At 71.2% G+C, this 13,619-nt stretch carries 12 protein-coding genes; 9 read left to right on the forward strand and 3 right to left on the reverse strand.

Annotated elements, in window-relative coordinates; genetic code table 11:
• Position 1 precedes the first annotated feature (1 nt).
• The 3 genes from J2Z30_RS22190 to J2Z30_RS22200 all read left to right on the forward strand — a co-directional run bounded on the left by J2Z30_RS22190 (position 2) and on the right by J2Z30_RS22200 (position 3,907).
• On the forward strand, positions 2–1,651 hold the full coding sequence (locus tag J2Z30_RS22190) for a PucR family transcriptional regulator (RefSeq protein WP_052701098.1): 1,650 nt from the start codon (positions 2–4) through the stop codon (positions 1,649–1,651).
• A gap of 128 nt (positions 1,652–1,779) precedes the next feature.
• On the forward strand, positions 1,780–2,406 hold the full coding sequence (locus J2Z30_RS22195; RefSeq protein ID WP_044566587.1) for an FMN-binding negative transcriptional regulator: 627 nt from the start codon (positions 1,780–1,782) through the stop codon (positions 2,404–2,406).
• Entirely contained in the window at positions 2,399–3,907 is a 1,509-nt protein-coding gene (locus tag J2Z30_RS22200; RefSeq protein WP_308280006.1) for an amidohydrolase, read from the forward strand. The genes J2Z30_RS22195 and J2Z30_RS22200 overlap by 8 nt, the downstream gene beginning before the upstream one ends.
• A gap of 78 nt (positions 3,908–3,985) precedes the next feature.
• On the opposite strand, the gene J2Z30_RS22205 is transcribed toward J2Z30_RS22200, so the two are convergent.
• Complete coding sequence (locus J2Z30_RS22205; protein ID WP_044566585.1) at positions 3,986–5,671, reverse strand: M14 family metallopeptidase; 1,686 nt, start codon at positions 5,669–5,671, stop codon at positions 3,986–3,988.
• Positions 5,672–5,935: 264 nt separating this feature from the next.
• On the opposite strand from J2Z30_RS22205, the gene J2Z30_RS22210 reads away from it, so the two are divergent.
• From J2Z30_RS22210 to J2Z30_RS22230, 5 genes are all read left to right on the forward strand, one after another.
• Positions 5,936–6,649, forward strand: coding sequence for a VIT1/CCC1 transporter family protein (locus J2Z30_RS22210; protein ID WP_044566583.1), 714 nt, complete (start codon positions 5,936–5,938; stop codon positions 6,647–6,649).
• A 4-nt stretch (positions 6,650–6,653) separates the two neighbouring features.
• On the forward strand, positions 6,654–8,438 hold the full coding sequence (locus J2Z30_RS22215) for an FAD-binding protein (protein ID WP_044566582.1): 1,785 nt from the start codon (positions 6,654–6,656) through the stop codon (positions 8,436–8,438).
• Complete coding sequence (locus J2Z30_RS22220; protein WP_044580650.1) at positions 8,438–9,220, forward strand: ABC transporter permease; 783 nt, start codon at positions 8,438–8,440, stop codon at positions 9,218–9,220. The genes J2Z30_RS22215 and J2Z30_RS22220 overlap by 1 nt, the downstream gene beginning before the upstream one ends.
• A gap of 150 nt (positions 9,221–9,370) precedes the next feature.
• Positions 9,371–10,195, forward strand: a complete 825-nt coding sequence (locus J2Z30_RS22225; RefSeq protein WP_044566580.1) for a class I SAM-dependent methyltransferase — start codon at positions 9,371–9,373, stop codon at positions 10,193–10,195.
• 76 nt (positions 10,196–10,271) lie between these two features.
• Complete coding sequence (locus J2Z30_RS22230; protein ID WP_044566578.1) at positions 10,272–10,865, forward strand: DinB family protein; 594 nt, start codon at positions 10,272–10,274, stop codon at positions 10,863–10,865.
• 118 nt (positions 10,866–10,983) lie between these two features.
• Here J2Z30_RS22230 and J2Z30_RS22235 read toward each other — a convergent pair whose 3' ends face one another.
• Positions 10,984–11,349, reverse strand: coding sequence for a darcynin family protein (locus J2Z30_RS22235; RefSeq protein ID WP_044566576.1), 366 nt, complete (start codon positions 11,347–11,349; stop codon positions 10,984–10,986).
• A 72-nt stretch (positions 11,350–11,421) separates the two neighbouring features.
• Entirely contained in the window at positions 11,422–12,315 is an 894-nt protein-coding gene (locus tag J2Z30_RS22240; protein ID WP_044580649.1) for an NAD(P)H-binding protein, read from the reverse strand.
• 105 nt (positions 12,316–12,420) lie between these two features.
• On the opposite strand from J2Z30_RS22240, the gene J2Z30_RS22245 reads away from it, so the two are divergent.
• Positions 12,421–13,404, forward strand: a complete 984-nt coding sequence (locus J2Z30_RS22245) for a LysR family transcriptional regulator (RefSeq protein ID WP_044566575.1) — start codon at positions 12,421–12,423, stop codon at positions 13,402–13,404.
• The last annotated feature ends 215 nt before the right edge of the window (positions 13,405–13,619 follow it).

Raw genomic sequence — 13,619 nt, forward strand, 5'->3', positions numbered from 1 at the left:
AATGCCGAGCGACCCCGAACGATCCTTTCCGGCCACCGGACCATTGGCTCTCCAGAACTCCGGTCGCATCACCCTGCGCCGCCTGCGCGAGACGCTCGGCCCGCTCGTCCTGGACAGCGTGTGCATCCCGCGCGGTGACGAGGTGCCGGTCGGGCAGCCCGTCGTCCAGGGGCTCTACGAACCGGTTCCGCCGCAACCGGGCGGATTGCTCCTGCTGGCCGGCGGCGCCGTGGACGATGGAACCCTGGAGGCCATCAGGCAAGCGGGACAGGCGGGCTACTGCGCCGTCGTCCTCAAGGCCCGCGGGGCCGACCTCGCGGCAGCCGCAGCGGGGGCGCAGGAGGCGGGCGTCGCGCTGTGCACCATCCCGGACGACATGCCGTGGCGGCACTTCGACGCGCTCGCCACCGCCGCCACCGGAGCGGTCGAGCCATCCGCCGATTCCTACGCGTCCGTCGGCATGGGCGACCTGTTCGCCCTGGCCAATGTGATCGCCTACCAGGTCGGCGGAGCCATCACCATCGAGGATCCGCACGGCCACGTCCTCGCGCACTCCAGCCTGCCGCACCAGGAGATCGACGACATCCGGCGCAAGGCAATCCTCGGCCGGCTCACCCCGCACCGCCCCGGCAACAGCGACGAGTACCAGCGTGTGATCCGCGCCGACGGCCCCGTTTGGTTCGACATACCGGAGCCCGACCACACCAACCGGCTCGCGATAGCCGTCCGCGCGGGATCTCAACTCCTCGGTCTCCTATGGGCGTTGGACGGTGCCCCGGCGCTGGGCGAGGGCGCGGCGGCCGCGATCGTGGAGGCCGCCAAGGTCACCGCGCTGCACCTGCTGCGCGCCCGTACCCACCGTGACCCCGACCGCTGGCGGCGCGCGGAGGTACTCGCCGCGCTCCTCGACGGCGGCGTGGGCGGGCACACGGCTGCCGCCCAGCTCGGCCTCGCCACCGACGCCCGCACTGTAGTCGTCGCATTCGCGCAGGCGACACCGGAGGACACCCCCGGCCTCGCCGGAGCCCGCACCGTCGACCTCGTCAATCTGTACTGCGAGGCCTGGCATCCCCAGGCACTGTGCGTCGCCGCGGGCGGCACCGTGTACGCGCTGCTGCCGGTGCGCGCCGACGCGGGAGCGCTCGCACGCGCGGTGAAGTTCGCCGAGAACGTCTGCGACACGGTCCGGCGCAATACGGGACTCACCCTGCACGGCGGCGTCAGTATGACCGGCGACGTCCTCGACCATGTCCCCGCCTGCCGTCGCACGGCCGACCGGGTGCTGCGCGCCCTGGCCGCCGACGCCGACTCCCCGCGGGTCGCCGCCCTGGAGGAGGTGCGCAGCCGCGTCACGCTCCTGGAACTCCTCGAACGAGGCTCGCCCGCAACGGACTTGGCGCCGGGCCCGGTGCAGCGCATCATCGCGCACGACGCCCGTACCGCGTCCACGTACACCGAGTCGCTGCTCGCCTACCTCGACGCGTTCGGCGAGGCCGTGCCCGCGGCGGCCCGGCTTTCCGTGCACGAGAACACGCTGCGGTACCGCGTCCGCCGGATTCAGAAACTGTTCGGCCTGGACCTCGACGACCCGGACACCCGACTCGCCACCTGGCTGCAACTGCGCCTGCACGACCTCAGCACCAGAACATAGAGGGCGGTCATCGAGGTGTGTGCGCGCCGACAAACTCCCCGGTCGCAAATGCTCGCCGCGCACGAAGTACGAGCCGGGGCCGCGACCTACCGTCGGCACGACAGCGTCAGCCGACCCGTGGGGACTCCATGCTCGAACAAGAACTCTTCGCCCTGACCGACCCGGAGCAGCTGAAACAGCTGATCGCCGGGTACGGATGGGCGACCCTGATCACGGCGGACGAGGCCGCGCCCGTCGTGTCCCACCTGCCCGTGCTGGTCGACGAGCCGGAGACGGGATCGGGCATCGCGGTGGTCGGGCATCTGGCCCGCGCCGACGCCGACGCGCACCGGCTCGGCGAACACGACGCGGTGCTTGTCGTGCAGGGTCCGCACGGCTATGTCTCGCCCAGCACCTACGGCACCGGCCCGTACGTTCCGACCTGGAACTTCATCGTCGCCCACCTGCACGGACGTCCCACGGTCCTCGGCGCCGACGCCACATTCGACGTGCTGCGGCGCACGGTCGACCACTTCGAAGGGACCAGGCCGAGACCGTGGAGTCTGGACACGGTGGCCGATTACGCACAGTCCATCGCCCCGCACACGACCGGATTCCGGCTCGAGCCCACCCGCGTCGTCGGCAAGCACAAGCTCAGCCAGGACAAACCTCGGGAGACCGTGGAGCGGGTGGTGGCGGCCCTCGCCGGTGACGACCCGCACCGCAACCCCGAACTGGCCGATGCCATGCGGAAGGTGATGGTCGCCCGTGTCTGAGGCACTGAGCCGCACCGTCACACGCCGCCGGACGCTGCTGCTGCGCGATGTGCGACTCGGCGCGCGGGGCCCGCGCGGCAGCGTCACGATCACCGGCGGCCGCATCACGGCTGTCACCCCCGATATGCCGCCCGACGGCGCCGACGACGTTCTCGACGCCCACGGTCGCACCCTGTTGCCAGGGTTGTCCGACGCCCATGTCCACAGCGTGCAATGGGCCAGCGCGCGGCGCCGCGTGGATCTGTCCGCGGCGACGTCGGCGCGGGCGGCGGCGCAGGAGATGGCCCGTGCCGCGGGCGGCGCCGCCGAGCCGCCGGACGTACCACTCATCGGATTCGGCTTCCGCGACGGCCTGTGGAGCGATGAGCCGCACCGCGATCTGCTGGCCTGGGCGGGGGAGCGGGCCGTCGCTCTGGTCAGCAATGACCTGCACACCGCCTGGCTGAGCCAGGCCGCGCTCGCCCGCCTGGGCCGGGCCGAGCACGCCACGGGGGTGCTGCGCGAGCACGACGCTCTGGACGCAGTGGCCCGCCTCGGACAGGTCGGCGAGGACGTGATCGACGCGTGGGTGGCGGACTCGCTGCGGGCCGCCGCCGCCCGCGGCGTCACCCATCTCCTCGACTTCGAATACGCCGACAACCTCAGGGACTGGGCGCGGCGCCCGAGCCACCGGCGGCTCCCGGTACGGGTCACGGGCGCCGTCTACCCCGAGTACCTGGAGCAGACGATCGCCGACGGCCTGCGCACCGGCGATCCGCTGCCCGGCACCGACGGCTTCGTGACCGTCGGCCCGGTCAAAGTGTTCGTCGACGGCTCCCTCAACACCAGGACGGCGCTGTGCCACGAGCCGTACCCGGGTGCCGGCTCCGACGGCCTCTCCTGCGGAATCCTGCAGACCCCTCCCGCCGACCTCGAGAAACTGATGGCGCGAGCCGCCGCGCACGGACTGCACAGTGCGGTGCACGCGATCGGGGACCGCGCCAACACCATCGCGCTGGACGCCTTCGAACGGGTGGGTGCGCGCGGCAGGATCGAGCACGCCCAACTCGTCGACCCGGCCGACCTGCCCCGCTTCGCGCGCCCCGGCCTCGTCCTCGGGGTTCAGCCGGCCCACGCCCCGGACGACCGGGACATCGCCGACCGTCACTGGCGTGGCCGCACCGATCGGGCCTACGCCTACGCCGATCTCCTCGCGGCCGGGGCGACCTTGCGCATCGGTTCGGACGCGCCCGTGGCTCCCCTGGACCCATGGCGGGGGATCGCGGCCGCTGTGCACCGCGGCGCGGAGAGCGGCCGTGAACCTTGGCATCCGGAGCAGGCGATCGGACTGGACGCGGCGTTGGCCGCGGCTGCCGCAGGGCGGGACGCGGTCCGGATCGGCGACCGGGCCGACCTCGTCCTCACCGAGGAGGACCCCGGAGACCTCGCACCGCACGAACTGGCCGCCATGCCGGTCTTCGGCACGCTGCTCGGCGGGCGTTGGACGTATCGCGCGGACTGAGCCGCACTTGGAGCGGGAGAAGGGAAGGCAAAGGGGGTGACGGCAGTGATCCGTCACCCCCTTTCGCGAGAGCCGTGGTCAGGTGCCCAGACGGACGTCGACCATGGCCGCCCCGGCCCTCGGATGCCGGGCGCGGACCGTCACGGTCGCCCCGGCAGGGGCGGTCACGACCCATTCCGCCGCCGCGAGATCGGGCGTTCCGGGGTCGTGCCCCCACCATGTGGTGGTCGACAGCGCCCCGCTGCGGCCCTCCAGCTGGCCCAGCTGCACAGTCGCTTCACCAGCCACCAGACGCGCGTCCGGGGGCAGTTCCAGGGATGCCGTCGCCGTCCCCGCCACCCCGCGGCGCAGCGCCTGCTGTGTCACGTACGTGGGAAGCCAGCCGCTGTTGCGCACGACCGCACGGATCCGGTGCACGCCGGGTGCTTCCTCGGTCGCCGACACCGTGCGCACGTCCAGGCGCGGCGAGCACAGGGCCTGGAAGACGATCCAGTCGGTGTGCGGGGCGACCTCCGCCTCCACCCGGTGCAGCGGCGGGTTGTACCAGTAGTTGATGATGTCCCAGCCGCCCAGCTCGACCGGGCCCAGCTGCGGGTGCTCGAAGGGGTACCAGTCGACGAAGCCCCGCCCCTCCAGCTCCTTGTCGCTCCACTCGATCAGCCGCAGGTCGTCCTCGACGGGATGGTCCAGGAGCCAGCGCGAGGGGTGGTAGGACTCGATGCCCGCGGCGCGCTGCGGGCTCCAGAATTCCGTGATCCACGCGAAGATGCCCAACTGGTCGTAGTACCAGCCGAGCTGGCCGCCGCGGAACGGGACGTCGGGGTCGTACTTGAGGTCCTGGAACGACATGACGTCGTAGCCGGTCAGCTCGGCGGCCTTCGCGCCGACGGTGTCGTACACCCGCCGGTCCGCGTACGGCAGTTGCTCGCCGCTGTTGAGCGGTGGGTGCAGGTGCAGTCCGCCGAAGGTGTGGCAGGTGACGAAGCCGGTGATGTTCGGGCGCCCGGTCACGGCCTCCAGAACCGCCCGGGTCTCCGGTTCGGACCCCGCGTAGGGACCCGCGTTGTCCGGGATCCGGTCCGCGGCGGCCCAGTCCGTCGGCAGGTTCTGCCCCAGGTCGATGCCCTCCACGGGGTCGGCCACCGGCACGACATCGCCGCGGTAGTCCTCGATCTCGCCCTCGAGGAAGAGCCGGAAGTAGCTGCCACCGACCTCGTCCGGCTCGCGCCGCACCAGCAGCCGCGGCTCCGTCGGATGCGCCTTCCATGGCCCGTCCGGATCGGGTAGCCGCATGAACAGCGCCCGACCGTCCCCGTCGACGTCCCCCAACCGCAGTCCCGGCCGCTCCCCGCGATGTGGGTAGGCCCGCATGCTGGAGCGTACATAGCGGCCCTCGGACATCACGTGCTCGGCACCGTCGGGATTCAGGCGCGGCACCACGTACAGCGTCCGGGTGTCGAGCAGCCGGGTCACCCGCTCGTCGGTTCCGTGCGCGGCGAGCAATCGGTGCATGAGATGCAGGGCCGCGAATCCGCCGGCCCATTCGGCGGCGTGGATCCCGGCCTCCACGAAGAATGCCGGCTTGTCGCCGGCGGGGCCCGTCGCCGTATTTGTCAGTGTCGCGAGCCAGATGTCCCGGCCTTCCAGGGAAGGACCGAGGCTCTCCAGGAGCATCAGGTGCGGTCGGTCATTCGCCCACGATCTGAGCAGCTCGGTGAGGGCGGCATGGGTGGGAAAGCTGTCGTATGTCAGTGGCCGGATCATGATGGGGGTCCTCGCAGTCGCACGGCGATTTCGTGTTTCCGGAAAGGGACACCAGTGTTTGCGTCGCGTGCGCCGAACGCTTTGTCGAGGAGCCCAACCTTCGAGTCCCGACTTGTCGGTCACCACCAATTCCGCCATGGCCAGGCAACTCTACGGTCTTTGGGGAGAGAACGGAAGCGGCAAGGAAAGTAATCCTTACCTAATTGAGCTCTCCTGGTTATGGGGAATGAGCAGTTGCTCAACGAGATTGGACAATCCATGGCAATGACCGCCGGCACCTCCGCGGCCGAACTGCACCACGCCCACCGGGACGTGAACGGTGGCTGGCTGCGGCCGGCTGCCTTCGGCGTGATGGACGGACTCGTCTCCAACTTCGCCCTCGTCGCGGGCGTGGTGGGCGGCGGCGCCACGGGCTCGTCCGTGGTCCTGACCGGACTCGCGGGCCTGGTCGCCGGGGCCTGCTCGATGGCGACCGGCGAGTACACCTCCGTCTCCTCGCAGAACGAACTCACCCAGTCCGAGATCTCCAAGGAACGCCGCGAGCTGGAGCGGCACCCCGAGGACGAACTGCGCGAACTCGCCATGATCTACGAGGCGAAGGGCGTACGGCCCACCCTCGCGGCCGAAGTGGCACAGGAGCTGAGCGCGGACCCGGAAGTGGCCTGGCGCGTGCACGTCCGCGAAGAGCTCGGCGTCGACCCCGACGACCTGCCCTCGCCATGGACGGCGGCCGGATCGTCCTTCCTGGCCTTCGCCATCGGCGCGCTCATCCCGCTCCTGCCGTTCCTCTTCGGCGCGACCGCGATCCTGCCCGCCCTGCTGGCCAGCGCCGCGGGCCTGCTGCTCGCCGGCGGCCTCATCGCCCGCCTCACCGCCCGCCCCGCCTGGTTCGGTGGCGGCCGTCAGCTCATACTCGGCAGCCTGTCCGCGGCGGTGACCTTCGGGGTCGGCCTGATCGTCGGCACGGGCGTTGCGTAGCGCCATGGCCGACGAGCAGCCCTTGCACATCGCCGTACTGGTCAAACAGGTTCCGCCGTACGACAGCTCACCGGCCCTCGACAGCCGACGGCGCATCGACCGGACGAGTCTGCCCGCCGAGATGAACGCCTGGTGCCGGCGCGCGGTGACCCGCGCCGTCGAACTGGGCCGCGCCTGCGGCGGCCGTGTCACGGCCGTCACGCTCGGGCCACCGCGCGCCGTGGACGTCCTGCGAGAGGCCATCGCCTGCGGTGCCGACGACGGGCTGCATGTGAGCGATCCCGCCCTGGCGGGCGCCGACTGCCTCGTCACCGCGCACGCGCTCGCCGCGGCGGTACGCACCCAGGGCGCGCCCGACCTCGTCGTCGCCGGACGCAGCAGCACCGACGGGTCCACCAGCGCGATCGGCCCCATGACCGCCGAACTGCTCGGCCTGCCGTTCATCGGCCCCGTCCTCGACGTCGGCCTGCGCATGGCGGGTGGCACGCGTCGACTCGTCGCCGTCCTGCAACGCGAGGATGCCGTCGAGGAGGTCGAGGCCGAGCTGCCGGCCGTCATCTCCGTCGCCGAGCGCTCGTGTGCCGCCGCGAAGGCAGCGCCCGAGAACTGGCCGTCCCCCGCTGCCGTCACGACCCTGCCCCTGACCGGGCTGCCCGGGGCGCGGGCGGCTGCCGCCAGCCCGACCACCGTCCTCGCGGTGCACACGATCCGGCAGGGCCGGCGGCCCGAGCTCCTCACCGGTGACCCGGACGACGCCGGGCGTGTCCTGGAGCTGATCGACCAGCGCGCCGCCCGGCTCGATGTCGCTCCCGCCTCGACACTTCCGCCGGGCCCGCCCCGGCTCAGCGGGCCGCTCATCCTGGCGGTCACCGGTGCGCCGCGGTCCGTCGGCGCCCGCGCCCTGCTCGGGGCCGCGGCCGGGATCGCGGCGCGGACGGACGGCCATGTCGTCGTCGCCACCCCGCATGCCGACCTCGCCCGCCTGTCGGCGGCCGGGGCGGACGACGCCCTCGTCTTCACCGACAGCGGACCACGTTCGCTGGCCCGCGCGCTCGCGGACTGGGCCGCGTCCCGGCCGGAACCACCGTGGGCGGTGCTGTCCGGCTCCACCGCCTGGGACCGTGAAGTCCTGGCTCGCCTGGCGGTGCGCCTCGATGGCGGGTTGATGAGCGACCTGACCTCCCTGCGCACGCAGGAGGCGGCCGAGTCGACGCTCCTGATCGGCACCAAACCCACGGGCTCCGCCCTCGCCGACATCACCGCCGTCGGACGCACCCGGATCGCGACGGTGCACACCGGCTGCCTGCCGCTGCCCGCCCCCCGCGCCGCCCGCTCCATCACGCACCGCACCTTGGACGTCGCAGAGGAACCGGCCGTGCGGGTGCTGCACCGCACCCCACGCGGCGACCACGATGCCGTTGAACGGGCCCATGTGGTGATCGGCGTCGGCGCGGGCGTCCCCAAGGAGGGCTATGCCGAACTCGACGGACTGCGCGACCTGTTGGATGCGGAGTTCGCGGCGACCCGCAAGGTCACAGACGCCGGTATGCAGGCGCACGACCGGCAGGTCGGCATCACCGGACGCTCCATAGCTCCGCGCCTCTACCTCGCCATCGGTATCTCAGGAAGCCGCGATCACCTGGTCGGGGTGGCACGCGCCCACACCATCGTCGCGATCAACCACGATCCCGACGCGCCGGTCTTCGATCAGTGCGACATTGGTCTGGTGGCTGACTGGAGGGACGCCGTCCGCGCCCTGACCCGCGCCGCCGCCGAGAGGTGGCGCTGATGCTGCTGCCCGTCAACGCGACCCTCGGCGTCGTCATGGCGGCGCTGCTCGCCTCCGCGGTCGCCATCGCCGCGCGGGCGAACTTCGGCGATGCCCGCGGCGCCCGGCGCTATGGGAAGGAGATCGCCATTGCCGGGGCACGCGCCGCGCTGCAACTCGCCGTGGTCTCCCTGGTCATCGGTGTGGTCGTGCATGTCTTGCCGCTGACGCTCGGCTTCGTCGTCCTGATGCTGTCCGTTGCCGCGTGGACCGCAGGCCACCGCGTCACCCGCCATCCCAGCTGGCGTTGGGCGGCGGCGCCGATCGCGTGTGGTGTGCTTCCTGTCCTCGCCGCGCTCCTTCTGACCGGATTGCTGCCGCCGAAAGGCATCGCACTGATTCCGGTGGCCGGCATCCTCACGGGCGGAGCGCTCACCGCGACGGTCCTCGCCGGACGCCGCGCCCTTGAGGAACTCACCGCCCGCAGAGGGGAGGTCGAGGCAGCCCTCGCCCTGGGCTTCCTGGACCGCGACGCCCGCCTGGAGATCGCCCGCCCTGCGGCCTCCGACGCGCTGATTCCCGGCCTCGACCAGACCCGCACGGTCGGTCTCGTCACGCTTCCCGGCGCCTATGTCGGCATGCTGCTCAGCGGATCCTCACCTGTCGAGGCCGGGGCGGTCCAGCTGTTCGTCCTCATCGCGCTGCTGGCCGTGCAGTCCATCGCGGTCTGGGCCACTTTGGAGCTGGTCGCGCGGGGACACATCGTGGGTATGTCTGAGAGGGCGCCTTCCTCGGACGTTTAGTCTCCCTCTGTCATCATTCCCGATGCCCTATGGACGACCGCCCACGGCAAGTTGCGAAGATCTCGCGGCAGTCCGCCGGTGCCGTCTGTGGCAGTCCGCGGCTTTCCCGGGGTTTCTCCATCTGCTGCGGACGCCTGCCATAGTGAGCCCATGACCGACGCGTACGAGCGGATGATGCGGGCCAACCAGTCGAACTGGGATGCCCGGACGCCAGTCCACCTCGCCAGCCGGTTCTACGGGCTCGACGGGGAGTCCGACCCGTCCCGCTGGTTCGCCTCGTGGGAGTGGGACGACCTCGGCGAGATGGCCGGCCGCGACGTGCTGCATCTGCAGTGCCACCTCGGCACGGAGACGATTGCCTTCGCGCAGCGCGGGGCGCGGACCGTCGGCCTCGACTTCTCCGCGGCATCTGTGACGGCGGCGACCAGCATCGCGGCGCGTGCCGGTTTCGACGTGAGGTACGTACAGGCCAATGTGTACGACGCCGTGGCGGCCCTCGGCGGGCGTCGGTTCGACGTCGTCTACACCGGCAAGGGCGCCCTGTGCTACCTCCCCGACCTGGACCGCTGGGCTGGTGTCGTCGCCGAACTGCTGCGTCCCGGCGGCCGCCTGTACATCGTGGAGTTCCACCCGCTCCTGAACTCGCTGGGCCCGAAGCCCGCCCCCGGAGAAGGCCCCGAACTCCTGCTCCGGCATGACTACTTGGGTGGCAGCGGCCCCGTACACCGCGACGCGACACACACCTACACCGACGGCCCGGCCGTCGAGGGCGCCACCGACAGCTACGAGTGGATGCACGGGCTGGGCGAGGTCGTCAACGCCCTGATCGGAGCCGGTCTGGACATCCGACGGCTGCGCGAGAGTCCTGAACTGCCCTGGCCACGCTGGCCCCATATGGTTCGTGGCTCGTCCGGCTGGTGGCGGCTGCCGGAGCCGGGGGTCCCTCTGCTGTACGGACTTTTGGCCTCCCGTTGAATGAACGGCCGCGGTGGTGACCTATAGCGGCAAACTCACGCGACCGCTGTGGGCAGGTGGTGCGAGACTCGGCCCCATGAAGCCCAATGATCCTAAAGACGACCTGCACCGCTATCTCAAAGCAGCCCGCGAAGCCATCGTCTGGAAACTGGACGGATTGTCCGAGTACGACATCCGCCGCCCCCTGACGCCGACCGGCACCAACCTCCTCGGCCTCGTCAAGCACCTCGCCGGCGTCGAGCTCGGGTACTTCGGCCCGACCTTCGGCCGCCCGCACGACGAATCCCTCCCCTGGCACGAGGAGGGCGCCGAGCCCAACTCGGACATGTGGGCGACCACCTACGAGTCGCGCGAGGATGTTCTCAGCCTCTACCACCGCGCCTGGACGCACGCCGACGCGACGATCGGGGCGCTACCGCTCGACGCGATGGGCCATGTCGCATGGTGGGGTGACAGCGGAGACGTGACGCTTCAGCGGATCATGCTGCACATGACGGCCGAGACGAACCGGCACGCCGGCCACGCCGACATCGTCCGCGAGCTGATCGACGGCAAGGTCGGCCTGCGGGAGGGCAACAGCAACATGGATGGCGGCGACGAGGCGTGGTACCAAGATTACTGGAACCGACTGGAGGCCTCTGCCAAGGAGGCTCAGGCCAAGCAGAGCTGAGGCCGTTCGGGGGGCTTTGGCAGCTTGTGTTGGTGCCTGACCACGATGCTGGGTGCCGATGCCCTCCGGCCGCAACCGGCCGGAGAGCATCGGCCCAGTTGCGCGAGTGGGCGGTGTGTCAGGTGGTGATGGTGGCGACGGGTTCGAGACCGTAGGTTCGCGCGTAGCCGTTCTCGGTGCCGACGAGAAGGTCGATGACCTCGAAGTAGCGGTCCCAGAACGGGGTTTCGCGCAGTGCGTCGATGAGGCGCTGGTAGGCGTGGTGGTCTTCGGCTTCCCACACCCAGACGTCGGTGACGCGCGCGGAGTAGAACTCGGTGTCGTAGAAGCGCGACCGGACTCCGGTGGTCTTGGCCTCGATGGCCGGGAGGACCTGGGTGGTGAAGGCGTCCACGCGTTCCTGGACGGTCAGGGCGAGCCATTCGGGTGTGGTCTTGACCAGCATGAACGCCGTGACCGGCGGTTCGGTTTTCGCAGCGGACATCAGGGTGCCTCCAGGGTGGCGGGTGGGCTTGGTTCGCCGGGCTCTGTGTGTCCCGGCGCCGGGTGCCGGACTTCAGGAGAGGACGGCGGGCTTGAGGGTCTGGGCGCACCACTGCTCGAAGCCGGTGGGGGAGGTGGTGTCCGCAGTGCGGGCGATGCCGGCGTCGAGGCCCTCGTCCTTGGCCCGCTTCATGTCGACGATGCCCTGGACGAATGCCTCGTTGAGGCCGTAGCCGACGAGGGTGGTGGACAGCTCGTCGAGCGGCTGGCGTTCGTAGCGGACGGGGCGGCCGAGCTGTTCGGTCATGATGCGGGCCAGGTCGTTGGGGGACAGATCCTGCGGCCCGAGGACCGGGACGCTGTCGTCGCCGGTCCACGAGCGGTTGAGCAGCAGGCCGGCGGCGGTGGCCGCGATGTCGGCGACAGCGACCAAGGGGGCCCTGCGGTCGGCGTCGACGGAGTCGGTGAAGACGCCCTTCTCGCGGATCGAGTCGGCTTCCTCCAGGAGGTTCTCGAAGAAGGACGGGCAGGCCAGCGCCCGGTAGGCGACGCCGGTGCCGGCGATGAGGTCGTCCATGGCGAGGGAGGCGGTGACGAGGCCGGCCCGGTCGGCGAGCGGGGTGCCGCGGCCGAGCGCGGAGACGCCGACGACATGGCCGACGCCGTGGGCGGCGAGCGCCTTGAGGGCGGGGAGGGTGAAACCGCTGTAGGCGTCGTACGGGGTCAGGGAGGCGTCCGGGGGGACGAGCCAGAAGACGGCGTCCGCACCCTCGAAGGCCCGGTCGAGGACACCGGCTTCCGCGTGCGATCCGGTGACCACCTCGACGCGGCCGCGCGCCTCGTCCGGAAGCCGGGCGGGATCGCGCACGATCACGCGCAGTTCCTCACCCGCGGCGGGAGCGGACTCCAGGAGCCGGGAGAGCAGGTGACGGCCGATGTTCCCGGTGGGAGCAGTGATGACGATCAACAAAACCTCGCAGGTCGTGCTGGTTCGGGTACGCCCCTCATCCTGCTGAGGATCTCCGTACTGCCACAATGGGAACTTCAGCACGGAATCATTGCTCGAAATGGAATGATGCTGGTGAACAGCCCGGATCCGGTCATCGACGCCAATCTCGCCATCGCGCTGGACGCTCTGCTGGCCGAGCAGAGCGTGACCCGTGCCGCCGCACGTCTGCACACCTCGCCCGCCGCCATGAGCCGCACCCTCGCCCGTCTGCGCCGTATCCTCCAGGACCCCCTCCTGGTCCGGGCCGGACAGACCATGGTTCCCACCCCACGCGCCCAGGCCCTGCGCGAGGAAGCCGCCACAGTGGTACGCAGCCTCGGAGCGCTGCTCGGCCCCGGCGCGAGCGTCGACCCCGCCAGCCTCCGCAGCACCTTCACCCTCCAGGCCGCCGACCTGGTCGGCGCGGCACTGGCCCCCGGGCTGCTGCGACTGGCCCGGCGGGAGGCGCCGGGAGTCTCGTTCCGGGTCCGGGCCGAAGAACTGGAGGCCGGACCCGCGCTGCGCGATGGCCGGATCGACCTGGAGATCGGATCCATCGACCACGTGGACCCCGAGACCCGGATCGAAGAACTGGTCAGCCTCCGAATGGTCGCGGCCGTCCGGCCCGGCCATCCACTCACCGAAGGGCCGCTGACCCCGGCCCGGCTCGCTGCCGCCCAACACATCGTGGTCAGCCGCCGCGGCCGGTTCACCGGCCCCCTCGACACCGCCCTCGCCGAGCTGAACCTCGACCGGCGGGTCAGCGTCGTCCTCCCCAGCCACCTGGCCGCGATGACCCTCGCTGCCCGCAGCGACCTGGTCTGCCTCGTACCCGCCGCACACCCCGGCGCGGCCCCCTCGCCCCTCACCCACGATGCCAACGCCCTCGGACTGCACCTCCTCGACATCCCCCTGGCGCTGCCACCACTGGCCATCGGCATGGCCTGGCACCCCCGGCACACGGCCGACGGCGCCCACCGCTGGCTCCGCGACACCGTCCGTAGGACTCTCCGCACACCGACAGCGGCTTCTGAGATCACCGCGGCGGACGCCTTCGGCCCCGAGTAGTACGACACCGCCGAGAAGCCGACCAGGCCGGTGGCTGATCACGTCGGGCACAGGCCCTCTACCGGCTGGTCGGGGAGGAGTTGTGCCCAGTGGTGCCCGGTGCTGAGGCGGCACACGCGGGTGGCGACGTAGTCGGCGTCGGTGCTCCAGACGCGGGCGCCGTTGGAGGTGAGGGTTGCCAGGGCGTGGCCGTTGGGAGAGAAACGCACCCTGGG

The organism is Streptomyces iranensis, from assembly GCF_017874715.1.
Classification (GTDB): Bacteria; Actinomycetota; Actinomycetes; order Streptomycetales; family Streptomycetaceae; genus Streptomyces; species Streptomyces iranensis.

Coding starts and splice junctions, on each gene's coding strand:
- J2Z30_RS22190 (WP_052701098.1), top strand. CDS start 2: ATGCCGAGCGACCCCGAACGATCCTTTCCGGCCACCGGACCATTGGCT.
- J2Z30_RS22195 (WP_044566587.1), top strand. CDS start 1,780: ATGCTCGAACAAGAACTCTTCGCCCTGACCGACCCGGAGCAGCTGAAA.
- J2Z30_RS22205 (WP_044566585.1), bottom strand. CDS start 5,671: ATGATCCGGCCACTGACATACGACAGCTTTCCCACCCATGCCGCCCTC.
- J2Z30_RS22210 (WP_044566583.1), top strand. CDS start 5,936: ATGACCGCCGGCACCTCCGCGGCCGAACTGCACCACGCCCACCGGGAC.
- J2Z30_RS22215 (WP_044566582.1), top strand. CDS start 6,654: ATGGCCGACGAGCAGCCCTTGCACATCGCCGTACTGGTCAAACAGGTT.
- J2Z30_RS22220 (WP_044580650.1), top strand. CDS start 8,438: ATGCTGCTGCCCGTCAACGCGACCCTCGGCGTCGTCATGGCGGCGCTG.
- J2Z30_RS22225 (WP_044566580.1), top strand. CDS start 9,371: ATGACCGACGCGTACGAGCGGATGATGCGGGCCAACCAGTCGAACTGG.
- J2Z30_RS22230 (WP_044566578.1), top strand. CDS start 10,272: ATGAAGCCCAATGATCCTAAAGACGACCTGCACCGCTATCTCAAAGCA.
- J2Z30_RS22235 (WP_044566576.1), bottom strand. CDS start 11,349: ATGTCCGCTGCGAAAACCGAACCGCCGGTCACGGCGTTCATGCTGGTC.
- J2Z30_RS22245 (WP_044566575.1), top strand. CDS start 12,421: ATGATGCTGGTGAACAGCCCGGATCCGGTCATCGACGCCAATCTCGCC.